We start from the raw sequence: 23,826 nt of genomic DNA on the forward strand, positions 1-23,826 counted from the left end.
ATGAGCGCCCTGCGGGATCCCCTCGTCTTCGCCGCCCTGTGCACCTTGCTGGGCCTGTTCGTCGGCAGCTTCCTCAATGTGGTCATCCACCGCCTGCCGGTGATGATGGAGCGGGAATGGCAGGCCGAAGCCGCCAGCCTGCGGGGTGAGGAGGCCGATGGCGAAGCCCAGGTCTTCAACATTGCCACGCCCCGCTCGCGCTGCCCCCATTGCGGCCACGCGATCGGCGCCCTCGAAAACATCCCGGTCGTCAGCTACCTCGTGCTGCGTGGCCGCTGCCGGCATTGCAGCGCGCCCATCGGCGTGCGCTACCCGCTGGTCGAGATCGCCTGCGCCGCCCTGTCGGGCTTCACCGCGCTGCATTTCGGTTATGGCCTGGCAGGGGCGGGTGCGCTGATCTTCCTGTGGGCAATGATCGCGCTGTGTTTCATCGACCTCGACACCCAGCTGCTGCCCGACAGCATCACCCTGCCCCTGCTGTGGCTCGGCCTGCTGCTCAACCTCGACAGCACCTTCACCGACCTCGCCGGTGCCGTGGTCGGTGCCGCGGCGGGCTACCTGGCCCTGTGGTCGGTGTTCTGGCTGTTCAAGCTCACCACCGGCAAGGAGGGCATGGGCTATGGAGACTTCAAGTTGCTCGCCGCCATCGGTGCCTGGCTCGGCTGGCAGATCCTGCCGCTCACGATCATGCTCTCGTCCCTGGTGGGGGCCGTGGTTGGCGTCGCGCTCATCGTGCTACGCAAGCACGGGCGGGAGATCCCCATCCCCTTCGGCCCCTACCTGGCCGCCGCCGGGCTGCTGGCCCTCTACTGGGGCAAGCCCCTCACGGAGGCCTACCTGGGCCTGCTCTGACGGGGCGCTTCCCGGCACGGCCCGGGCCCACGACTTGAAACAGCAGCGCCTGCCCCCATCTGATCGGCTCGGGGTCTGTTTCGCCCGATGTTGCGATGCGCTAAACTTCGCCCAATTGACTTTCCGGAGCTCGTCATGCCCATCTACGAGTATCGCTGCAGCGCCTGCGGCCATCAAAAAGACCACCTTCAGAAAATGAGCGACGCCCCGCTCACCACCTGCCCCGCCTGCGGTGCCGAAACCTACTCCAAGCAGCTCTCGGCCGCCGGCTTCCAGCTCAAAGGCAGTGGCTGGTACGCCACCGACTTCAAGGGCAGCAGCGGTTCCAGCCCCAAGGCCGAGGCCACCAAGAGCGAAAGCCCTGCCCCGACCCCCTGCGGCGGCAGTTGCGCGTGCCACTGAGCCAGGACGCCCGCGAAACCGCTGAATGAAAAAATACTTTGTCACCGGACTGCTGATCTGGATTCCGCTGGTCATCACCCTGATGGTGCTGGCCTGGATCGTCAACACCCTCGACCAGATCCTCCTGATCGCACCGGCCGCAGTTCGGCCCGACGCCCTGCTGGGGTTCCACCTGCCGGGCGTCGGCGTCCTCGTCACGCTGCTGCTGATCCTGATCACCGGCCTCGCCGCAGCCAACTTCGTCGGCCAGCGGCTGGTGGGTTTCTGGGAAAGCCTGCTGTCGCGCATCCCGGTGGTCAAGTCGATCTACTACAGCGTCAAGCAGGTCTCCGACACCCTGCTGTCCAGTAACGGCCAGGCCTTCCGCAAGGCCCTCCTGATCCAGTACCCCCATCAGGGCATCTGGACCATCGCCTTCCAGACCGGCAAGCCCGGTGGTGACGCCGCCCGCCACCTTGGCGACGACTTCGTCAGCGTGTATGTGCCCACCACGCCCAACCCGACCTCCGGCTTCTTTCTGATGCTGCCGCGCAAGGACGCCATCGAGCTCGACATGAGCGTCGATGACGCCCTCAAGTACATCATCTCGATGGGCGTGGTCGCGCCGCCCTCGCCCCCCGGCAGCGCCCTTCACTCCAGCGCAGCCCTACTGAATCGATAAACGCGCCTGCCGGTCAGGTGCGTTCCGTTTTTTCCAGGAATAAAGATCCCACCATGCGAACTCAATACTGCGGCCTCGTCTCCGCCGCCTACCTCGACCAGATCGTCACCCTCTGCGGCTGGGTCCATCGCCGGCGCGACCACGGCGGCGTGATCTTCATCGACCTGCGCGACCGTGAAGGCCTCGTCCAGGTCGTCTGCGACCCCGATCGGGCCGAGATGTTCCAGGTGGCCGAGTCCGTCCGCAACGAGTTCGTCCTGAAGATCACCGGCAAGGTGCGCCGCCGCCCCGCCGGCACCGAGAACGCCGGCCTGGTGTCGGGCGAGATCGAGATCCTGTGCCACGACATCGAGGTGCTCAACACCTCCGCCACGCCGCCGTTCCAGCTCGACGAGGAAAACCTCTCCGAGACCACCCGCCTCACCCACCGCGTCATCGACCTGCGTCGCCCCCAGATGCAGAAGAACATGATGCTGCGCTACAAGACGGCAATGGCCTTCCGCCGTTTCCTCGATGCCCGCGGCTTCATCGACATCGAAACCCCGATGCTCACCAAGAGCACCCCCGAGGGCGCCCGTGACTACCTGGTGCCCTCCCGCGTCCACGACGGCCAGTTCTTCGCGCTGCCCCAGTCGCCGCAGCTCTTCAAGCAGATGCTGATGGTGGCCGGCTACGACCGCTACTACCAGATCGTCAAGTGTTTCCGCGACGAAGACCTGCGCGCCGACCGCCAGCCCGAATTCACCCAGGTCGATATCGAGACCTCCTTCCTCACCGAGACCGAGATCACGGCGATGATGGAAGAGATGATCCGCACGATCTTCAGTGAAGTGCTGTCCGTCGAGCTGCCCAACCCCTTCCCGCGCATGACCTACGCCGAGGCCATGAGCTGCTTCGGCTCCGACAAGCCCGACCTGCGCGTCACCCTCGAGCTCACCGACGTCACCGACGCCGTGGCCGACGTGGCCTTCAAGGTCTTCAGCGGCCCCGCCACCTCCGGCGGCCGCGTGGCGGCCATGCGCGTGCCCGGCGGCGCCAGCCTGTCCCGCGGCGAGATCGACGAATACACCAAGTTCGTCGGCATCTACGGCGCCCGCGGCCTCGCCTACATCAAGGTCAATGACGTCACCCAGGTCAACGAAACCGGCCTCCAGTCGCCGATCGTCAAGAACCTCCACGAAACCGCCCTGCGCACGATTCTCGAACGCACCGGCGCCCAGTCCGGCGACCTGATCTTCTTCGGCGCCGACAAGACCAAGGTCGTCAACGACGCCCTCGGCGCGCTGCGCACCAAGCTCGGCCACGAGAAGGGCTACGTCAACGGCAAGGCCTGGGAGCCGCTGTGGGTCGTCGACTTCCCGATGTTCGAATACGACGAGGAAGACAAGCGCTGGACCGCCTGCCACCACCCCTTCACCAGCCCGAAGGACGAGCACATGGAGCTGCTCTTCACCGACCCGGGCAAGTGCCTCGCCAAGGCCTACGACCTGGCCCTCAACGGCTGGGAAATCGGCGGCGGCTCGGTGCGTATCCACCGCGCCGAGGTGCAGGAGAAGGTCTTCTCGGCCCTCAACATCGGCCCCGAGGAGCAACAGGCCAAGTTCGGCTTCCTGCTCGACGCACTCAAGTACGGCGCGCCCCCGCACGGTGGCCTGGCCTTCGGCCTCGACCGCATCGTCACCATGATGACCGGCGCCGAATCCATCCGCGACGTGATCGCCTTCCCGAAGACCCAGCGCGCCCAGTGCCTGCTCACCGACGCCCCGTCGCCAGTGGACGAAAAGCAGCTGCGCGAGCTGCACATCCGCCTGCGCCAGAAGGCCCCGGAAACCCCGGCCGCCTGATCGCCTCTCCGGCGCTGCAAAAGCGGGCACACGGCCAGGCCGTTTGCCCGCTTTCTTTTTGTGCGGGCCTCAAGAATCCACGCGCGCGGCCGTTCCACCCCTCAATCCCGCGCCAACGCCCCGCCCACCGTGATCGAACTCGGCACCGTCTCCGCCCTCATCGTCGAAGCCAACCCCAGCATGCGGACCCAGCTCCGCAACATGCTCAACATGGCCGGCATCACCAAAGTCCAGTTTGCCGTCACCGCCGGGGTCGCCGTGCGCAAGCTGCGTGACGCCCGCTACGACCTGATCCTCTGCGAATACCACATCGGCGACGGTCAGGACGGCCAGCACCTCCTCGAAGACCTGCGCCACAACGCGGTCATCCCCCTGTCGACCCTGTTCATCATGGTCACCGGCGAACGCCAGTACGAGCGTGTCGTCAGCGCTGCCGAGCTGGCCCCCAACGACTACATCCTGAAGCCCTTCGCCGCCGACACCCTGCACGACCGCATTGAGCGGGCCCTCGTCAAGCGCGAAGCCTTCATGCCGGCTTACCAGCTGATCGAGCTGGGCAACGTGCCCGACGCGATCACCTATTGCGCTGAAGCGGAAGAAAAGCACCCCCAGTGGCAGCTCGACTTCCTGCGCCTGCGGGCCGAGCTCCATGTGGCCAGCGGCAATGCAGACGAAGCGCAGAAGCTCTACGAGCGCATCCTGTCCACCCGCAGCGTGCCCTGGGCCCGCCTCGGGCTGGCCAAGGCACTCTACCTGCAGCGCCGCTATGCCGAGGCCGAAGAGATCCTCCAGGCCCTGGTCGGCGAAAACGAGCTCTACGTGGACGCCTACGACTGGCTTTCACGCACCCGCGAGGCGGCCGGCGAGCTGGAAGCCGCACGCAACGTGCTGACCAACGCGATGGCCCTGTCGCCCCACCGGGTCGGGCGTCTGCGCCGCCTGGGCGAGCTCTCCATCGAGACCGGCGACCACGAGGCCGCCGAAAAGGTGCTCGCCGAGGTCGTGCGCAAGGGCAAGTATTCCGACTTCCGCGACCCCGAAGACCACGTCCGCCTGCTCCAGGCCCAGCTCGGCCGCGGCGACACCGCCCAGGCCGAAGCCACCATCCGCGACCTCGAGCGCTCCATGGCGGGCCTCGACAAAACCCGCATGTGCACGGCCCTCTCGAGCGCACTCGTGCATGTCAAGAAGGGCGAGACCGACCGGGCCGGCGAAGCCCTCAAAGCCCTCATGTCCGAATCCGACGGCGGCCAGAGCCTGTCCCTCAAGCTGAAGGGCGAGCTTGCCCGCGCCTGCTTCGCCACCCAGCTCGAGGGCGAAGGCGCCCAGGTCGTCCTCGACATCATGCGCAACGCCCCCGACGAACGCACCCTCGCCACCACCAAGAACATACTGCGGGAGGCCGGCAAGACCGAGCTCGGCGAACAGCTGGCCGGGCAGATCAACACGGAAATCCGCGACCTCGTCGCCGAAGGCGCCCGCAAGGCGCAGGATGGCGACTTCGACGGCGCTGTGCAGTTCATGCTCACCGCGGTGCGCAAGATGCCCGGCAACACCCACGTCCTCTTCAACGCCACCCTCGCGCTCCTCAAGCACATCGAGAGCTGCGGCTGGAACGAACGCTTCGCCGAACAGGCCCGCAACCTGATGGAACGCGCCCGCGCGCAAGACCCGGGCAACGCCCGCCTGCCGGCCCTCACCACCTACTACTACAACCTGCTGAAGAAATTCGGGATACAGCCGTGAGGGGGTGATGGGTGATGGGGAGTGGGGGCACGGACTCAAGGTGTGCCCGCCCACTTCCCACCTCCCACTTCCCCGCCTGCTAAACTGACTGCGTTCCGTTTATCCGAGGGCACGTCATGCTCCCACGCTTTCTGCGGCTCGTTGCCGTTCTGCTCGCCTTTGCCGCCCCCGGCGCCGAGGCCCGCGACTTCCTCGACTGGGGCAGCCGCGAGAGCTCGACCATTGCGGAGTCCCGCCTGCCGCCCGAGGCCCGCGAGACCCTCGCCCTGATCCGCCAGGGCGGGCCTTACCCCTACCGCCGCGACGGCATCACCTTCCAGAACCGCGAAAACCAGCTGCCCGAAGCCAGACGCGGCTATTACCGCGAATACACCGTCCCGACCCCCGGCTCGCGGGACCGGGGCGCCCGGCGCATCGTCACCGGCGGCAACCCGCCCTCGGTCTTCTATTACAGCAACGACCACTACCGCAGCTTCCGGCGCATCCAGGACTGACCATGCACGCCCCTGCCTACCATTCCCTGCTGCCCCGCGCCGAGCGGGCCGGGATCTACCACATGCCCTTTGCCGCCGACCTCGCCCTCGAAGAAGCCGCCGAAAGCCTCGACTACCCCATGCACCGGGTCGATCTCGCCCGGGTCACGACCAAGGAGGCCTTTCTCGAGGCCGTCGGCAAGGCCCTCGACTTTCCCGACTGGTACGGCCACAACTGGGACGCCCTGGCCGATTGCCTCACCGACTTGTCGTGGATGGCGGCCGACGGCTACGTGATCGTCCTCGAGCGCGCTGACGCCTTCGCCAGCGCCGCCCCGACCGACTTCGCCACCGCGCTGTCCATCTTCCAGGACGCGGCCGACACCTGGCGCGACGACGGCGTACCGTTCTGGACCCTCGTCGGCACCGTCTCCGACGGCCTCGACTGGCTGCAGGAGCTGGCTTGAGCGCCGCCTTCAAGCAGCCCGTGTCGGTGCTGGTGGTGATCCACACCCCGGCGCTGGAGGTGCTGCTCCTCGAACGGGCCGAGAGCACGGGCCTGTGGCAGTCGGTGACCGGCAGCCGCGAAGGCGACGAGCACCTCGCCGACACGGCCCTGCGCGAGGTCGCCGAAGAGACCGGCATCCAGGCAAGCGCCGCCGCGCTCCACGACTGGCAGCTCGCCAACCGCTTCTTGATCATGCAGCGCTGGCGCAAGCGCTACGCGCCGGGCGTCACCCAGAATACCGAACACGTCTTCAGCCTGTGCCTGCCGGCCCCACAACCCGTGCGGCTAGCCCCCGACGAGCACACGGCGGCCCGCTGGGTGCCCTGGCAGGAGGCCGCCCAGGCAGTGTTCTCGTGGACCAACCGCGACGCCATCCACCTCGTCGCCCGGCGGCTCCAGGCCAGCTAGATCTTCGGCCCGCCCTGCTGGGTCTCAATCATCCGCGCCAGGCAGGCCGGGCAATAGCAGCTGCCCGCGCCGGCCGCCGGCACCGCCAGCAGCGGCGGCAAGGTGGCACACCAGCACTCGGGCTGGCCGGCCTGCATCCCGCAGGTAAAGCCCGCACCACAGCCCGGGCAGATGTTGGTCGACGCTTCACTGTTCTCTTGCGACATGCCTGGGCTCCCTTTTTGCGAAACCCCAGTCTACCCGCCGCGCGGGGCTTGAAGTGAAGAAGGCCGAACCCTATATAAGAATCAGAGCGGGGCAGAGCCCGCTATCCCGAGACCAGACAAGGAGACTTACGAATGAGCAACATCACTCGCCGTGACCCTCTTGACGACTTCTTCCGCGGCTTCTTCGTGCGCCCGGTGGAATATGGTGGCGGGGCCGCCGCAAACGCCGAAGCGCCGCAGATGCGCGTGGACGTGAAGGAGCAGGAGGACGCCTACCAAGTGCATGCCGAACTGCCGGGGATCAAGAAGGAAGACATCCATGTCCATATCGATGGCCCGGTGGTCTCCATCAGCGCAGAGCGCAAGCAGGACAAGGAAGTGAAGGAAGGCGAGCGCGTACTGCGCACCGAGCGCTATTTTGGCCAGGTGTCCCGCAGCTTCCAGCTCGGGCAGGATGTGGACGAAAGCCGGGCCACCGCCAAGTTCAACGAAGGGGTGCTCGAGCTCACGCTGCCCAAGAAGCTCGCGCCCCAGGCCAAGCGCCTGGTGATCGAGTAAGCACCACGCCGCTCGCACGCGGCCATCGGGGGGCGGAAGGCGCGAGCTTTCCGCCCCCTCTCACTTGCACCGACACGGCACGCCAAGCCCCACCACAGGGATTACAATCGCGGCTACCCGTAAATCACTCCCCGTGCCGCACGAGACCATGACCGAGCATATCGACACCTCCAACCTCTCCCCCGCCCAGAAAGCCGCGATCATCGCCGAGGCCCTGCCCTACATCCGGCGCTTCCAGGACAAGACCCTCGTCATCAAGTACGGCGGCAACGCCATGACCGACCCCCACCTCAAGGAGTGCTTCGCCCGTGACGTGGTGCTGCTCAAGCTGGTGGGCTTCAACCCAGTGGTCGTCCATGGCGGCGGCCCGCAGATCGAGACCATGCTGTCCCGCGTCGGCAAGAAGGGCGAGTTCCTGCAGGGCATGCGCGTCACCGACGCCGAGACCATGGAGGTCGTCGAGATGGTGCTCGGCGGCCAGGTGAACAAGGAGATCGTCAGCCTCATCAACCAGGCCGGCGGCAAGGCCGTGGGCCTCACCGGCAAGGACTCCAACTTCATCCGCGCCAAGAAGCTGATGATGGAGAACAAGGACAACCCGGGCGACCTGATCGACATCGGCCAGGTGGGTGACATCACCCAGATCGACCCGAGCCTGATCTCCTTCCTCGACAAGGGCGACTTCATCCCGGTGATCGCCCCGATCGGCGTCGGCGAGGACGGCGAAAGCTACAACATCAACGCCGACGTGGTGGCCGGCAAGCTGGCCGAAATCCTCAAGGCCGAGAAGCTGGTGCTGCTCACCAACACCCCGGGCGTGCTCGACAAGGCGGGCAATCTGCTCACCGGCCTCACGCCCCGCGACATCGACGACCTGGTGGCCGACGGTACCCTCTCCGGCGGCATGTTGCCCAAGATCGGCTCGGCCCTCGACGCCGCCCGCAACGGCGTGAAGAGCGTGCACATCATCGACGGCCGCGTCGAACACTGCCTGCTCCTCGAGATCCTCACCGACCACGGCGTCGGCACGATGATCAAGAGCAAGTAAGCCGCCACAACCCGGCAGCTCCCGGCGGGGCGCCCCACGGTGCGCCCCGCTTGCGTTAAAGCTCCGAAGCGCCGGCAATTCACGCCCTCGTCCTGCCACTCCCCGGAGCGCTCCACCAGACCCTCAAGCACCGCGCGCAGCATCACCTGCCGCGCACCCTCCAGGGCGGCAAGCCCTGATCGACATCCCGAGCGGACGAGGGGAACCCGGGACGGCTACAATGATCCTTTAGCTTTCCCTTGCCTTTTCATCAACCGATGCTCGCGCGCCTCCCCTTCCGCATCCTCGCCCTGCTCCTCTTTGCCATCTGTGCGGCCATGCTCGCCTTCGGGCTCTACCTGCAGCACGCCAAGGGCATCGAGCCCTGCCCGATGTGCATCATGCAGCGCTACGCACTGGCCGCCTGCGGGCTGATCGGCCTGCTGGCCGGGCTGCATGACCCGGGCCGCCGCGGCGTGTCGGTGTATGGCGCCTTCCTCGCAGTGGCGGCCATCGCCGGCCTGGGCGTGGCGGCGCGCCAGTCGTGGATGCAGTGGTTTCCGCCCGCCGTGTCTGAGTGTGGCCCCGGCCTCGAATACATGCTCGAGAGCTTTCCCCTCAGCGCCGCCCTGCCGATGATCTTCCGCGGCGCCGGTGACTGCTCGGTGGTGGACTGGACCTTCCTCGGCCTGTCCATCGCCAACTGGTCCCTCCTCAGCTTCACGACCATCCTGGTCGCCCTCACGGTTTATCTGCTGCAGCGCGCAAGACAAACCCGCTGACAACGCCCCAGCGCGGGGCTTGCCGCACCACGGCAGTGCGCACCGCCACCCGTTCACACCCCCGTGAAACGCCCACATCCCGCCAGCCACGCGGGTTTGTGCTGCTGGCACACAACCTGCTAATTCCTTCGCAAATCATGCGGGCACGCGCAATCGCAAAAATGCGGCACTGCCCGCAAAGTGCTCCAGGCATTGCGCGCCAGCCCTAACCAGGCCAGGCGACTCGGGCAGACCAACGGCGGTCCGGCCCCTGATCAACGACGATCACTCCTGCACAAGGCTCATTCGCCCGCGCCGGCCGCCCTGCGTGCCGGGGCCGGCAAGGATCAATCGTCGGAGGAATCATGCGCAAACTCAAACTGGTCATGGTCGGCAACGGGATGGCGGGCGTCCGCACGCTGGAAGAGCTGCGGAAGATCGCACCGGAGATGTACGACATCACGGTGTTTGGCGCCGAGCCCCACCCCAACTACAACCGCATCCTGCTCTCCCCGGTGCTGGCCGGCGAGATGACGATACAGGACATCATCCTCAACGACCTGCAGTGGTACGCCGACAACGGCATCACCCTGCACCTGGGCAGCACCGTCACCGGGATCGACCGCAACACGCGCTCGGTCACCGCCACCGGCAAGGGCGGCGAGACGATCAGCGTGGGCTACGACCGCCTGCTGATCGCCACCGGCTCGACGCCCTTCATCCTGCCTGTCCCCGGCAACGACCTGCCCGGCGTGATCTCCTACCGCGACATCCAGGACACCGACGAGATGATCGACGCCGCGGCCAAATACCGGCACGCGGTGGTCATCGGCGCCGGCCTGCTGGGCCTGGAGGCGGCCAACGGCCTCGCCCTGCGCGGCATGGACGTGACCGTGGTGCATATCTCCGACTGGATCATGGAACGCCAGCTCGACCGCAACGCCGGCAAGATGCTGCAGGCCGCGCTCGAAAAGAAGGGCATGAAATTCAAGCTGAGCGCCCACACCGCCGAGCTGGTGAAGGGTGAATCAGGCCGCGTCTGCGCCGTGAGGTTCAAGGACGGCTCGACCCTGCCCGCCGACCTGGTGTGCATGGCCGCCGGCATCCGCCCCAACGTGGCGCTGGCCGAGCAGGCCGGCATCCACTGCAACCGGGGCATCGTGGTGAACGACACCCTGCAGACCTACGACCCGCGCATCTACGCCGTCGGCGAATGCGCCAACCACCGGGGCACCGCCTACGGCCTGGTGGCGCCGCTGTTCGAGCAGGCCAAGGTTTGCGCCAACCACCTGGCGATGTACGGCATCGGCCGCTACCAGGGCTCGGTGACCAGCACCAAGCTCAAGGTGACGGGCATCGACGTGTTCTCGGCGGGCGATTTTTCGGGCAGCGACGGCACCGAGGACATCGTCCTCCACGACCCCGGCGCCGGCATCTACAAGCGCCTCGTGCTGAAGAACGACAAGCTCGTCGGCGCGGTGCTCTACGGCGACACCAAGGACGGCGCCTGGTACTTCCAACTGCTCAAGGACGGCCAGGACATCCACGACATCCGCGACAACCTGGTGTTCGGTAATTCGCACCTGGGCGACGTCGGCCACAAGGGCAACAGCCTGGCCGCCGGCATGCCCGACAGCGCCGAGGTGTGCGGCTGCAACGGCGTGTGCAAGGGCACCATCGTCAAGGCGATCAAGGAGCAAGGCCTCTTCACGCTGGAAGACGTGCGCAAGCACACCAAGGCGTCGAGCTCCTGCGGCTCCTGCACCGGCCTGGTCGAGCAGATCCTCGCCTCGACCATCGGCGGCGCCTACCAGCCGGCCGACTCCACCAACAAGCCGGTGTGCGGCTGCACCGACCATTCCCACGGCGAGGTGCGCAGGGCGATCCGCGAGCACAAGCTGCTGTCGGTGGCCGAGGCCCAGCAGTTCCTCGACTGGAAGACGCCCAACGGCTGCGCCAGCTGCCGCCCGGCCCTCAACTACTACTGCATCTCCAGCTGGCCCCACGAGGCGATGGACGACCCCCAGAGCCGCTTCATCAACGAGCGCGCCCACGCCAACATCCAGAAGGACGGCAGCTACTCGGTGGTGCCGCGCATGTGGGGCGGCCTCACCACCCCCGCCGAGCTGCGCGCCATCGCCGACGCCGCCGAGAAATACAAGGTGCCCACCGTCAAGGTCACCGGCGGCCAGCGCATCGACCTGCTCGGCGTGAAGAAGGAAGACCTGCCCGCCATGTGGGCCGATTTCGCCAAGGCCGGCATGGTGTCGGGCCACGCCTACGGCAAGAGCCTGCGCACCGTGAAGACCTGCGTGGGTTCGGAGCACTGCCGCTTCGGCACGCAGCGCTCGATGGACCTGGGCGTCAAGCTCGAGAAGATGCTGTTCGGGATGTGGAGCCCCCACAAGTTCAAGCTGGCCGTATCGGGCTGCCCGCGCAACTGCGCCGAATCGGGCATCAAGGACATCGGCGTGATCGGCGTCGATTCGGGCTACGAGCTCTACGTGGGCGGCAACGGCGGCATCAAGACCGAGGTGGCCCAGTTTTTCTGCAAGGTGGCCGACGACGACGAGGTGCTCGAATACGGCGGCGCCTTCATCCAGCTCTACCGCGAGGAGGGCTTCTACCTTGAGCGCACCTGCCACTACCTCGAGCGGGTCGGCCTGGAGCACGTGAAAAAGGCGGTGCTCGAAGACGCCGAGCAGCGCAAGGCCCTCTACGAACGCCTGCTGTTCGCGCTGCAGAACTACAAGGACCCGTGGGCCGAGATCGTCGAAGACCAGGCCGGCGGCATCCACAAACGCCAGTTCGAAATCATCAAGGTTTGAGGCCCCCATCATGAGCGACTGGAAAAAGATCTGCGCCCTCGGCGACGTCCCCGTGCTGGGCGCCCGCGTGGTGGACAGTGCAAGCCACGGCCGCATCGCGGTCTTCCGTAGCGCCGCCGACGAAGTCTTCGCGGTGCTCGACAAGTGCCCCCACAAGGCCGGCCCGCTGTCCCAGGGCATCGTGCATGGCGACACCGTCACCTGCCCGCTGCACAGCTGGAAGATCCAGCTCCGCGACGGCCAGGTAGTGCCGCCCGACGTGGGCTGCGTGAAGCACTTCGCCACCAGGGTGGACAACGGCGAGGTCTTCCTCGCCCTATAAAGGTCCCGCGCGGCGGGAGGCGTGCCCTGCAGCGGCAGTCTCTCCTCCACCGCCTCCCGCCAGCCGGGGCCCCACCCATCCGAACCCAAGAAACCTTCCTGGCAGCGCCCCTCCGGCGCCTGCCCGGGCCCCCTCACACTCAAATCCGTACCGGGAGTCATCCATGGACCGCAAATCATTCCTCCAGGCCGGCCACACGCCCACACTGCTGGCCGCCTTTTTGTACTTCGACCTGGCCTTCATGGTGTGGGTCATCCTCGGCCCGCTGGGCGTGCAGATCGCCAGCGACCTGGGCCTCTCCCACACCCAGAAGGGCCTAATGGTGGCCACCCCGGTGCTCGCCGGGGCCCTGCTGCGCATCGTGATGGGGGTGCTGGTGGACCACCTCAAGCCCAAGATGGCCGGTGCCATCGGCCAGGTCATCGTGATTGCCGCCCTGGCCGTGGCCTGGAAGTTCGGCATCCACAGCTACGCGCAGGTGCTCACCCTGGGCCTCTTCCTGGGCGTCGCCGGGGCCGCCTTTGCGGTGGCGCTGCCGCTGGCTTCCCGCTGGTACCCGCCGGAGCACCAGGGCACCGCGCTGGGCATCGCCGGCGCCGGCAACTCCGGCACCGCGCTGGCCGCGCTGTTCGGGCCGGGCCTGGCCGCCGCCTTCGGCTGGGTGAATGTGTTCGGCCTGGCGCTGATCCCGCTCTCCATCGTCTTCGTGATCTACCTGGTGATGGCCAAGGACGCCCCCGAGTGCCCGCCGGCGAAGTCGATGGCCGAGTACCTCAAGGTGCTCAAGGACAAGGACGCCTGGTGGTTCATGTTCTTCTACTCGGTCACCTTCGGCGGCTTCGTCGGCCTGGCCTCGTCGCTCACCATCTACTTCAACACCCAGTACGGGCTCGACCCGAAGACCGCCGGCTTCTTCACCGCCGCCTGCGTGTTTGCCGGCAGCCTGGTGCGCCCCATCGGCGGCAACGTGGCCGACCGCATCGGCGGCATCAAGAGCCTCACCGTGATGTACGTGCTGGCAGCGCTGTTCCTGGCCATCGTCAGCTTTGGCATGCCCGAAGCCTGGCAGGCCCTGGCGGTCTTCGTGTGTGCCATGCTCTCGCTGGGGATGGGCAACGGCGCGGTGTTCCAGCTGGTGCCCCAGCGCTTCCGCAAGGAAATCGGCGTGATGACCGGCCTGGTGGGCATGGCCGGCGGGGTCGGCGGCTTCTACCTGGCCTCCAGCCTGGGCTACAGCAAGCAGGTCACCGGTAGCTACCAGGCCGGCTTCCTGATCTTCGCCGCCCTGGCCATCGCCGCCCTCATCGGCCTCACCGCCGTCAAGCAACGCTGGCGCACCACCTGGGGCGCCCCGCACCTGACCGCGGCGAAGATCTGACGAGCTGGCAACTGGAAAGTTGGAATTAGGGAGTGGGGGCCGGCTGCAGCCCTCGCATATGCCCACCCCCACTCCCCACTCCCTACTACCCACTACCCCAACGCCCCCCGCCCATGCCCCAGATCTCCCTCGGTCACTCCTCCCTCACCGGCCCACGGCCGCGGAATGAGGATTTCTGTGGCGCGGCCACGCCGGAGGGGCCGGAGCTGGACGCCAAGGGCATCCTGGCGGCGGTGGCCGACGGCGTTGGGGGGCACGCCAACGGGCGGGAAGCGGCCGAATACACCGTGCGCGGCCTGCTCTCCGACTACTACGCGACGCCCGACACCTGGGCCGTCAACAAGTCCCTCGACACCGTCATCAAAGCCCTCAACCGCTGGCTGGTGGCCCACGCCGCGCGCACCCGCGAAACTGCCGGCATGGCTACCACGCTGTCGGCCATCGTGCTGCGCGGGCGGCGCTACTACCTGGCCCACGTGGGGGACTCGCGCATCTACCGGCTGCGGGGCGGCCGGCTGGAGCAGCTCAGCACCGACCACGTGTGGGAACACCCGGAGCTGAAGAACGTGCTGTCCCGCGCCGTCGGCCTCGACGCCCACCTGTCGGTGGACTACGCCGACGGCGAGCTGGAGGCCGGCAATGTATTTGCGCTGATGAGCGACGGCATCTGGGGCCAGCTCGGCGACCGGAAGATCGCCGACATCCTGCAGTCCGAAGCCGACCCCCAGGCCGCCGCCACCCGCCTCGCCGTGACGGCCGAAGGCGGTGGCAGCCAGGACAACTGCACAGCCCTGGTGCTGCGGGTCGACGCCCTGCCCGCCGAACGCCTGCGCGACAACGTCGCCCGCCTGCGCCAGCTGCCCCTGCCGCCGCGCCTCAAGCCCGGCCAACAGCTCGACGGGCTGACGGTGGACGCCCTGCTCCACGAATCCGTCGTCACCCTGCTCTACCGCGTGCACGACGCCCGCGGCCAGGCCTGCGTGCTGAAGACCCTGCGCCCCGAGCACGACGACCCGCAGGCCGCCGCCGCCCTCGCCCACGAAGAGTGGCTGGCCCGGCGGGTGAGCGACGCGTGGTTCCCCCAGGTCATCCCCCACCCGCCGCGCAGCCACCTTTACTACCTGATGAGCTGGCACGACGGCGCCACCCTCAAGGCCCGCCTCGACAACGGCCACCGCTTCGGCAGCGGCGAGGTGGCCGAGCTCGGCGCCCGCATCCTCAAGGGCCTCGCCGCCCTGCACCGGCTGTCCATCGTCCACCGCGACATCAAGCCCGACAACCTGCACGTGGACGCCGAAGGCCGGCTGCGCATCCTCGACCTGGGCGTCGCCGCCGCCGACAGCCAGCACGACGGCCAGGCGTTCGAGGAGATCAACAACCCCGGCACCCCCAGCTACATGGCCCCCGAGCTGCACGCCGCCCGGCCGGTGCCGGCCAGCGAGCAGACCGATCTCTACGCGGTGGGCGTCACCCTCTACCAGCTGCTCACCCGCAAATACCCCTACGGCGAGATCGAACCCTTCCAGACCCCGAAGTTCGGCGACCCGGTGCCCCCCACCCGCTACCGCCCCGACCTCCCCGCCTGGCTCGAATCGGTGCTGCTGAAGGCCGTCGCCCGTGACCCCAAGGCGCGCTTCGAGACCGCCGAGGAGTTCCTGCTCGCCCTCGAACGCGGCGCCCACCGCCCCCTCGTCGTACCCCGCAAGTCGCCGCTGCTGGAGCGCGACCCGCAGCTCGGCCTGAAGATCCTCACCGCCGTGTCGCTGGTCGCCAATCTGCTGATGCTCTGGCTGCTGCTCATCCGCTGAAGGCGGCGCGTCGCGCTCGCGCTGCGTGCAGGGCCCCAAAAAACCGCCCTTTTCCGGAAACCCGAGGCGGTGGTTTACAATGGCGGCCTTCTCCGGCACATCTGGCCGGAAGCGACTGAACAACAAAGGATTTCCATGGCTCTCCAATGCGGCATCGTCGGCCTGCCCAACGTCGGCAAATCGACCCTCTTCAACGCCCTCACCAAGGCCGGCATCGCCGCCGAGAACTACCCCTTCTGCACCATCGAGCCCAACGTGGGCATCGTCGAAGTGCCCGACCCGCGCCTCGACGCCCTCTCCGAGATCGTCAAGCCGCAGAAGGTGCAGCCCGCCATCGTCGAGTTCGTCGACATCGCCGGCCTGGTCGCCGGGGCCTCCAAGGGTGAAGGCCTGGGCAACCAGTTCCTGGCCAACATCCGCGAGACCGACGCCATCGTCAACGTGGTGCGCTGCTTCGACGACGAGAACGTGGTGCACGTGAACGGCAAGGTCGACCCGCTGGCCGACATCGAAACCATCGTCACCGAACTCGCCCTGGCCGACATGTCCGCCGTCGAGAAGGCCATCCACCGCGAAAGCAAGAAGGGCCGCGCCGGCGACAAGGACGCACAAAAGCTCGTCACCCTGCTCGAGAAGCTACTGCCCCACCTCAACGAGGGCCAGCCCGCGCGTACCATGCAGCTCACCGACGACGACAAGCTGCTCCTCAAGCCCCTGTGCCTGATGACCCTCAAGCCCGCCATGTACGTGGGCAACGTGATGGAAGACGGCTTCGAGAACAACCCCTACCTCGACCGCCTGCGCGAGCACGCCGCCAAGGAGGGCGCCCCGGTGGTGGCCCTGTGCGCCAAGATCGAAGCCGAGCTGGCCGACCTGGACGACGAGGACAAGCTGGCCTTCCTGGCCGACCTGGGCCTCGAAGAGCCCGGCCTCAACCGCCTGATCCGCGCCGGCTACCAGCTGCTGGGCCTGCAGACCTACTTCACCGCCGGCGTCAAGGAAGTCCGCGCCTGGACCATCCACGTGGGCGACACCGCCCCCCAGGCCGCCGGCGTGATCCACACCGACTTCGAACGCGGCTTCATCCGCGCCCAGACCATCGCCTTTGAGGACTTCATCAAGTTCAAGGGCGAAGCCGGCGCCAAGGAAGCCGGCAAGATGCGCTCGGAGGGCAAGGAATACATGGTAAAGGACGGTGACGTGCTGAACTTCCTTTTCAACGTCTGATTCGAGCAAGCCATTTCAGGCGATTGCATCTGCTTGCAGGCGCATCACTGAAAACGACGAAAGGCCCCGTAGATACGGGGCTTTTTCATTTCAGCTCGTTGCATGCAACGACACTTGATAGCGCTGCGCAAGTGAATACGGGAGTGTATATGGATCTTGCACTGGACTGATGAAGGTGTATACGATGAAGCCCTAAGGACGAACAGGAGACCTTCACGATGCTGACAGACGCCCAGTGCCGAGCCGCCAAGCCTAGAGAAGGCATCTACCGCCTCAATGACTACAAGGGGCTGTACCTAGAAATCAAACCCAACGGCATCAAGGCTTGGCGCTATCGCTTCAAGCTCAATGAGAAGGCATCATGGTTCGCACTTGGCGACTACCCCAGCGTGACGCTCGGCGAAGCCAGAGAGAAGTGCGAGGCGGCGCGGAAGCTGGTCAAGGAGGGCGTCAATCCCGTCCAGAATCGCCAGATCGAACGCATCAAGCGCGAGCAAGACTCAGCGAACACATTCGAGGCCATCGCCAAGGAGTGGCTGGGCCTGAAGGACTGGGAAGAAGTAACCAAGAAGCGCAGACTCGACATGCTGGAGCGCGTGGTCTTCCCATCGATTGGCAAGCTGCCGGTGCGTCAGATCACCCCAGCCCACGTTCTCGACATTCTCAACAAGACGGTCAAGCGCGGCGCACCCACGGTAGCAGCTGAAGCCAAGCGCACCATGTCTGGCGTCTTCGAGCATGCGGTAGCCACCCTGCGGGCGGACACTGACCCCGTTTGGCCGGTTCGCAAAGCGCTGCCGCCCAACAAGACGCAACACAAGCGCGCCCTCAGCGCGGAGGAGGTCGGCCAGCTGCTGAACGACTTTGATGGACATGGCGGCAACTTCCAGACCATCAAGGCGTTCCAGCTGATGTGGCTGACGCTCAGTCGACCGAATGAATCCGTCCAAGCAGAGTGGGTCGAGTTCGATCTGGACAAGGCGCTCTGGACCATTCCTGCACGCCGGATGAAGGCTCGGCGAGAGCACGTCGTTCCGCTACCGACTCAAGCGGTCGGACTTCTCAAGGCCATGCATCCAATCACAGGGCACACGAAGTTCGTTTTCCCGAACCGCGATGACCGCCAGCGCCCCATGGCCGACGCCGCTCTGCGGCAGGCGCTCAAGAAGCTAGGCTGGGCAACGAAGTACAGCCCGCATGGCACGCGCACGACGGGTAGCACTCGGCTCAATGAAATGGGCTACCGGCCTGACGCCATTGAGGCCCAGCTTGCACATGCGGAGCCGAACAGTGTTCGGCGCACATACAACCATGCCACTTACCTAGACGAGCGGCGAGTCATGATGCAAGACTGGGCGCACAAACTAGACCAATGGAAGTCTACCCACTCCAAAGGCCAATAGCTAAACAATCACCTTATCAAAAATGGCCAGCCGTTGAAGACCAATCGTCCATCATCGCGAATGCGCAACTCCAGCTGTCTATCCGGAACATCTACGCCTTCAATGGATGAGTTGTACCGGTCAGTCAGATAGTGAAATCGCTGGTTTGTTGAGCCGACCCAGTTCCTTGAGCGGTCAGGGTTCAATGCTTCGTAAGGGCCATCGACGAGCACATCGGTCCATGCAAGCAAGCCTCGCGTGCCAGGCAGCGACAAATCATTCAGTTCCTCAAGCGTGTAGCCGGTGAACGTCATGACTGACAACCCCGCACGTGATACCGCCTCGGCAACTACAGCAAGTCCCTGCGCCTGAAGAAATGGTTCGCCACCAAGAAACGTGACCCCCTCCAGACCCCACTCCTCGTGTGCCGCGAGCAAGCGTTCAATCATGGTCTCCGCACTCAGAATGTCGCGTTCCATGATCTTCAGGTAGCCCGGATTGCAGCACCCGATACAACGCTTGTCGCAGCCTTGGACCCAGAGTGCCGCACGTCTTCCGGGCCCCTCAACTTCCGTGCAAGGTATCCACGACGCCAGATTCAACCAAGACACGGGTCACTCCAGTTCGAAGTCGAAGTTCGGTTTGGACCCAGCTTGTACAACCCTAATGGTTCGACCTTGGGATCTGTCTGGGGAGCCGACCTGATCAAATAGGAACTGAGCTAGTGGGTCGAACAAGTAAATTGTCAGCGCGTTGAGAACACCACGCCCGCCGCTGCTTCGATCGACCATGCCAACGATCGACTGCAGCGCCTTGGTCTCGTCAACGAATTGCAGCGCAGAAGCTCCCCATTTTTCGCTGAGGCGGTGCCGCAGTGGCTCGAGCTTTGATCGAGCAATGTCGACGAGAAACTTGTCATCCGCCATAAAGTTGAAGGGGATGATGTTCCCCTCGCCGATACGGCCAAGCAATTCCGGCCGCTTCAGTTCATTCACAAAATGCGCACGGACTCTCTCGACAAAGGCTGATCGCGCGTCCGGGTTGTCCGCTTCGATTTGTGCCGCCCCAATGTTCGACGTGAACACGATAACGGTGTCGGAAAACAGAACGGTATCTCCCTTACCATCAGTCAGTCTTCCGTCCTCCAGGATCTGAAGGAACTTATCAAGAATCCGCGGGTGCGCCTTTTCGATCTCGTCGAATAGAAGCAAGGAGAATGGGCGCTTCTTCACTGCATTGGTGAGCTGTCCCCCTTCTTCATAGCCAACGTAGCCAGGAGGCGCTCCGACCAAGCGCTGATCAGCATGCTCGTGATTGAACTCCGACATATCGAATCGGAGGCAGGCCTCATCATCACCGAACAGAAACTGCGCGAGGGCCTTGGCCAGTTCCGTCTTGCCCACGCCAGTAGGGCCAACAAAGAACAATACGCCTTTCGGTGTTCTTTGCTTGCTGGAATGCTGCAGCCCCGACAATCCGGTGTATGCCCGAACCAGGATCTGATTGACCGCATCGATTGCTTGATCTTGGCCTTTGACTCGGACTTTCAGTGTCTCGACAGCCTTACCAAGTTTGTCCCGGTTTAATTGCTCCCACGGGCTATGGCGTTCACCGTAGCGATACATGCTGACTAACGACTCAGCACTCATCTTCGGCAGCTGGCGCGAAAGCTTCGCAAGGTTGTGTATGTCGCGAAGTGTGAGTCCCTCTAGGGAGTCGACAATATCTGCGAGGACTCGGCTCTTAGGAAGCACTGGCGGCTCAACACTGAGTACAGAAGAAAGCTGAAGCACAGCAGTCTCCCGCACTACACGAGGTGGCAGAGGGACATTGATTTCTTTGAACAGCGGGTTATTCAGATAGAGCGACGGCGGTAAGACCGAGAGCCCCTGACACAGGAAGACCATCAATGTTTGCGGCCTATCTACATCTGCCGGGTTGAGCGTAATTTGCGCATCCCTGGTCGCCTTGCCCATCATCAGCAACCATCCTCTTTCGGCTTCGCTCAAGGCATTGGCTTGTCCAAACAGGAGATGTGACCAGTCCAAAACAAACGCCACGCGATCTGGACCAGACTGCTTCATCAAGCGCGAAACCACCGACAGAAAGTCCTGTGGGGTTACCTCTAGTGACCCCGTGTCCGGAACTTGGTGACTGGGGGCGAGCGGTTCGCCCATGTCGTAGTCTTCTCCTGCCGCAGGAGGCGCAGTGGCAACGGCAGACGCCGCCAGCTCTCGCCAGGTTCTCGAGTCGACGCCAGAAACGCCTGCGACACGATCCCAACGGATCACGTGACGATAACCACGCTGCTTGAGAATAGTGTCCACTGCGTCGGGCACGCTCTGCCAACGATCAAGCGAGCTTGGATCAGCCACCACATCGACAACATTGCCGTGCAGGATGATCCCTCTCCGAATGCCGCATTCCCGAAGGAAAGCGTCTTGCCAAGATGTTTGTCCAGATGCCATTTACTTCTCCCTTGTCATGCCAGGCTGTGGCTTGGCATCGCTGTCCTTGTCATCTGGGTTCTCCCAAATCGTGCGTTCGGTGGAAAGCTGTATTCCATAGATCGATTGCAGTCGCGGCAGAACCGTATCAATGTCCTTTTTGCACGCAGCGCCGTGATAGTGATCAAACTTGTAATTCAGCTTTCCACTGAGCTCAACCTTGAACTCTGCCTGGGCACCAGCGGGGCGTTTTCCGCGAATCACTACCTCGTTGGAGCTACCTTCGCGAACGAGTCGAGGCTTTTCAGTGACAAACCCAGCGTCCTCCAGTGCGCGGTAAACGGCCTGCACAACTTCCCGCCTGCAACTCTCATCAACCACGACAGCATCGAGATCTCGGGTGACTTCAACCAATCGCCTGGAAACCTCTTCGGGCGACATCGCGCTGGTTGAATTGAGCATCGATCCCAATGCTTGAGCGCGCTCTGCTGCTCCGCCACCGACGGAGGCGATCTGCTCACGACATAATTGCAACGCGTCCACTGACGCACTTTCTTCTGCTGCTTTGGACTCCTTCTCTCTGATCTGCCGAGATCGCTGCTCGTACTCGGCCTTGATCGTCCCAATCGCCGTTCGCAGCTCAACGATCGACGTTTGGCTATTCGCCCCCATCAGGCGTGCCCGAGCTTCGGACAGCGCTTTGAAAGCCAATTGCCTGGCCAATGGGTCCGCCCAACGCATCAACTCGTCTTGCCACGCGGTTTCCAACTCGTCCCGCGCTTTAGCCTCTTGTTCGACCCTACGGCGAGCCTCTTCTCTGGCGGCTTCTTCGGCTTGGCGTTGTGCCTCGACGTATGCCTGCCTCATTCCTCGTGCATGTCGTGGCAGTGCATGCACCTGTCGCCCCAACTCAATGCTGCGGTCACGCGCTGCGGCAGGATCGCTCTCGACAAGGCGAGTCAGGCTTGCCAGCTCCCTCTCCAGCTCAGAGAACTCTGCCTGAACATATTCGTTGAGCCCCTGGCTTTGCACATCTTCGAGAATGCCGCGATATCGTGCGAGGTAAGTGCGAGTCGTCTCTCGAACACGCTGGTTAAAAAGATCCTGACGCCGTTGGCGTTCGATCTGATAACGTGCCTCGTCATGTCTGCTCATTTACGTTTTCCTCCTGCGTCGCGACGTCCTGTCTGATTTGGACTTCCGCCCCTGTACTCTTCCGGCAGCATGGCAGTGATGTTCTCTGCACGCGCCTTGTTTCTGAGGTTTCTGTCACCGGTCACCACGATGACATCACTCAGCCGGAGATAGAGCGCCACCGACAAGATTCGATTGTCTGCTGTCGGCTCCCAGTCTGGCGGCAAAAGATCCAGCACCTCAGACTCGTAGCGGATGGCTTGCCCGGAACGCTCCAAAGAACGAATTGCAGCCCGTGCCTTCTGGGCTCTTTCCTCTTCGGAGGATTCCTTGATTCCGTCCAGCTCCTCAAGCACGCGTCGGGCAACAACAGGGATGTCGTTTCGACGCATAGTAGTAAGAAGATCGGGAGCCACCATCAAGGCATTGGTGTCAAGCACGATTAGTCTTTGGCCGGGAGTTGTCGGGTGCGCAAGTTTCCGCACTGCCAAGTCGCGCCATGAACCGACCAATGCATCAAATTGATGAATTGGCAAAAGTGTGTCGCCCGTGAGAGCTCTCCGCATATTGAGAACACCCGCGCAAGCCTCCTGCCACTTTGTGACGCTGGTCAAAGCAGAAGTCTTTACGCCTTGAAGGCTAAGGCCTCCATCGGATGCATCCTGAAGGGATTTCAAGCCGACATCGCGCAGCACAGCTTGGTGAGCAGACCTAATCGCCGTCAATGGTTGCGAATAAGAATGGGGACCATGAAGGGCCAAACTGGAATCTGTCAGGACTTGGGCGACCCAGGTCTGCAGAAGCGCATCGCCAATCACGGCATCTGGCAGGGGTAGCGATGGCCCGACAGCTCTGCGAAGCGATTCAAGGGACTCGGTATCAGAAATCGGATGGCAGTGCTTCAAAAGAGCAGACTTGAGCTCATCCGACTGATTTGGCATCAGCCGTTCGACTCCTGCGAGATAGGCCAACATCTCGGCGAGATCAACATCATCAGCAAAGCGCTCGATCGCCAACATCAGGCGATCCGCCAAGGCGCTATACCAGCCCGCTCGCCAACCATCCCCAGCGTCGGGTGAAAATCGCTCCAGCGCGGTGATGAAGTCAGAGGCGTCTGTGAGCAACTCGCCGATAGGCAATGCCTCGACTCGCGATCGCCAGCGCAGAATGGTTTCCTGTGGCGCTTCCCACAGAGAAGCGATCGCATAGACGTCAGCAGGCTGTGCCGAACTCAAGGCGGCACTCAACTCGGTCTGCACAGTTTGCCAAACGCGCGCGCTGGAATCTTTCTCGGCAGTTAGCGTGAGCACTGCACGACGCTCCTGGCCCGCCCAAAAGACTCGCGACGATCCAGTCATTCGCACCTCTGGTGCGTGATCGTCTTTGCGAAGCACCAATCCGTCAAATCCTGGGGGCAGATCCGATGGTGGAGCCATTTCAAGCCAGATCGTTCCCTTTTGAGATGGCAACCGGCGAAGGCCATGATCTGCACCCTTGAACAGCGCAGTCAAGCGCTGGAAGACATGACCGTCTTTTTTCAGCAGAACGATGTCTTCGCCAATGTGATTTTCCAGTTGCTCCTCTTCAACCAATACGCGCAGCGCTGCCCTCGATGGGGTCGCCTTGTTACGGTCAACTGGAGAGTCTGCGCCCAGCAGAGCAATCGCAACAGCACTGCGGACGTTTGCTTCACTGAGCGCTGGCCAGTCGGAAGCGGCCTCACTTGCGAGGATTGGCTCTAGAACGTGCTCCCAGATCACATCGGGATTTGCCGCTGCTAGCCATCGCTGAAAGTCAGGCGAACTCTTCGCGCTGACAGCAAGTACGCCTGACTCATCGCAATCCAACGTGACT

The 23,826-nt window shown here is 64.2% G+C and carries 22 protein-coding genes; 17 read left to right on the forward strand and 5 right to left on the reverse strand.

Features of this window, described 5'->3' with window-relative positions; genetic code table 11:
- The 8 genes from ZRA01_RS09770 (at window position 1) to nudB (ending at window position 6,894) form a co-directional block, all read left to right on the forward strand.
- Window positions 1-852 carry a prepilin peptidase gene (locus tag ZRA01_RS09770; RefSeq protein WP_141351633.1) on the forward strand — a complete coding sequence of 284 codons (852 nt, stop codon included), beginning with the start codon at window positions 1-3 and terminating at the stop codon, window positions 850-852.
- A 135-nt stretch (window positions 853-987) separates the two neighbouring features.
- Window positions 988-1,254 (forward strand): FmdB family zinc ribbon protein, encoded by a 267-nt coding sequence (locus ZRA01_RS09775; RefSeq protein WP_141351635.1) that lies wholly within the window; start codon window positions 988-990, stop codon window positions 1,252-1,254.
- A gap of 25 nt (window positions 1,255-1,279) precedes the next feature.
- The gene (locus tag ZRA01_RS09780) at window positions 1,280-1,915 is read left to right on the forward strand and encodes a DUF502 domain-containing protein (protein WP_141351637.1); all 636 of its coding nucleotides are present in this window, start codon (window positions 1,280-1,282) and stop codon (window positions 1,913-1,915) included.
- 53 nt (window positions 1,916-1,968) lie between these two features.
- Complete coding sequence (aspS, locus tag ZRA01_RS09785; RefSeq protein WP_141351639.1) at window positions 1,969-3,759, forward strand: aspartate--tRNA ligase; 1,791 nt, start codon at window positions 1,969-1,971, stop codon at window positions 3,757-3,759.
- A 129-nt stretch (window positions 3,760-3,888) separates the two neighbouring features.
- Window positions 3,889-5,505 carry a tetratricopeptide repeat-containing response regulator gene (locus ZRA01_RS09790; protein ID WP_141351641.1) on the forward strand — a complete coding sequence of 539 codons (1,617 nt, stop codon included), beginning with the start codon at window positions 3,889-3,891 and terminating at the stop codon, window positions 5,503-5,505.
- A gap of 116 nt (window positions 5,506-5,621) precedes the next feature.
- Window positions 5,622-5,999 (forward strand): guanyl-specific ribonuclease, encoded by a 378-nt coding sequence (locus tag ZRA01_RS09795; protein ID WP_141351643.1) that lies wholly within the window; start codon window positions 5,622-5,624, stop codon window positions 5,997-5,999.
- A 2-nt stretch (window positions 6,000-6,001) separates the two neighbouring features.
- On the forward strand, window positions 6,002-6,445 hold the full coding sequence (locus tag ZRA01_RS09800) for a barstar family protein (RefSeq protein ID WP_141351645.1): 444 nt from the start codon (window positions 6,002-6,004) through the stop codon (window positions 6,443-6,445).
- On the forward strand, window positions 6,442-6,894 hold the full coding sequence (nudB, locus tag ZRA01_RS09805; RefSeq protein WP_141351647.1) for a dihydroneopterin triphosphate diphosphatase: 453 nt from the start codon (window positions 6,442-6,444) through the stop codon (window positions 6,892-6,894). Before ZRA01_RS09800 ends, nudB begins: the two co-directional genes overlap by 4 nt.
- Here the strand turns inward: nudB and ZRA01_RS09810 are convergent.
- On the reverse strand, window positions 6,891-7,100 hold the full coding sequence (locus tag ZRA01_RS09810; RefSeq protein ID WP_141351649.1) for a cysteine-rich CWC family protein: 210 nt from the start codon (window positions 7,098-7,100) through the stop codon (window positions 6,891-6,893). The two genes, nudB and ZRA01_RS09810, sit on opposite strands and share 4 nt — an antisense overlap.
- Window positions 7,101-7,232: 132 nt before the next feature.
- Here ZRA01_RS09810 and ZRA01_RS09815 point away from each other — a divergent pair, with 132 nt between their 5' ends.
- The 9 genes from ZRA01_RS09815 (at window position 7,233) to ZRA01_RS09855 (ending at window position 18,412) form a co-directional block, all read left to right on the forward strand.
- A complete protein-coding gene (locus ZRA01_RS09815) occupies window positions 7,233-7,658 on the forward strand; it encodes an Hsp20/alpha crystallin family protein (protein WP_141351651.1) in 426 nt (141 codons plus the stop codon).
- A 148-nt stretch (window positions 7,659-7,806) separates the two neighbouring features.
- Window positions 7,807-8,706: an acetylglutamate kinase gene (gene argB / locus ZRA01_RS09820; protein ID WP_141351653.1), complete on the forward strand. Its 900-nt coding sequence runs from the start codon at window positions 7,807-7,809 to the stop codon at window positions 8,704-8,706.
- Between the two features lie 257 nt (window positions 8,707-8,963).
- Window positions 8,964-9,467 (forward strand): disulfide bond formation protein B, encoded by a 504-nt coding sequence (locus ZRA01_RS09825; protein ID WP_141351655.1) that lies wholly within the window; start codon window positions 8,964-8,966, stop codon window positions 9,465-9,467.
- Between the two features lie 344 nt (window positions 9,468-9,811).
- Window positions 9,812-12,274, forward strand: a complete 2,463-nt coding sequence (gene nirB, locus ZRA01_RS09830) for a nitrite reductase large subunit NirB (protein WP_141351657.1) — start codon at window positions 9,812-9,814, stop codon at window positions 12,272-12,274.
- A 10-nt stretch (window positions 12,275-12,284) separates the two neighbouring features.
- Window positions 12,285-12,596 carry a nitrite reductase small subunit NirD gene (nirD, locus tag ZRA01_RS09835; protein ID WP_141351659.1) on the forward strand — a complete coding sequence of 104 codons (312 nt, stop codon included), beginning with the start codon at window positions 12,285-12,287 and terminating at the stop codon, window positions 12,594-12,596.
- A 163-nt stretch (window positions 12,597-12,759) separates the two neighbouring features.
- Entirely contained in the window at window positions 12,760-13,974 is a 1,215-nt protein-coding gene (locus ZRA01_RS09840; protein WP_141351660.1) for a nitrate/nitrite transporter, read from the forward strand.
- A 113-nt stretch (window positions 13,975-14,087) separates the two neighbouring features.
- The gene (locus tag ZRA01_RS09845) at window positions 14,088-15,782 is read left to right on the forward strand and encodes a bifunctional protein-serine/threonine kinase/phosphatase (protein ID WP_141351662.1); all 1,695 of its coding nucleotides are present in this window, start codon (window positions 14,088-14,090) and stop codon (window positions 15,780-15,782) included.
- 135 nt (window positions 15,783-15,917) lie between these two features.
- Window positions 15,918-17,009, forward strand: a complete 1,092-nt coding sequence (ychF, locus tag ZRA01_RS09850; RefSeq protein ID WP_141351664.1) for a redox-regulated ATPase YchF — start codon at window positions 15,918-15,920, stop codon at window positions 17,007-17,009.
- A 218-nt stretch (window positions 17,010-17,227) separates the two neighbouring features.
- On the forward strand, window positions 17,228-18,412 hold the full coding sequence (locus ZRA01_RS09855; RefSeq protein WP_141351666.1) for a tyrosine-type recombinase/integrase: 1,185 nt from the start codon (window positions 17,228-17,230) through the stop codon (window positions 18,410-18,412).
- 8 nt (window positions 18,413-18,420) lie between these two features.
- On the opposite strand, the gene ZRA01_RS09860 is transcribed toward ZRA01_RS09855, so the two are convergent.
- The 4 genes from ZRA01_RS09860 to ZRA01_RS09875 form a co-directional block, all read right to left on the reverse strand.
- Complete coding sequence (locus ZRA01_RS09860; RefSeq protein WP_141351668.1) at window positions 18,421-19,002, reverse strand: 4Fe-4S single cluster domain-containing protein; 582 nt, start codon at window positions 19,000-19,002, stop codon at window positions 18,421-18,423.
- 3 nt (window positions 19,003-19,005) lie between these two features.
- Window positions 19,006-20,859 (reverse strand): AAA family ATPase, encoded by a 1,854-nt coding sequence (locus ZRA01_RS09865; protein WP_141351670.1) that lies wholly within the window; start codon window positions 20,857-20,859, stop codon window positions 19,006-19,008.
- Window positions 20,860-21,993, reverse strand: a complete 1,134-nt coding sequence (locus ZRA01_RS09870; RefSeq protein WP_141351672.1) for a hypothetical protein — start codon at window positions 21,991-21,993, stop codon at window positions 20,860-20,862.
- Window positions 21,990-23,826, reverse strand: a 1,837-nt coding sequence (locus ZRA01_RS09875) for a PIN domain-containing protein (RefSeq protein ID WP_141351674.1), incomplete at its 5' end; no start/stop codon positions are given. The genes ZRA01_RS09875 and ZRA01_RS09870, both read right to left, overlap by 4 nt.

Source organism: Zoogloea ramigera (assembly GCF_006539865.1).
GTDB lineage: Bacteria > Pseudomonadota > Gammaproteobacteria > Burkholderiales > Rhodocyclaceae > Zoogloea > Zoogloea ramigera.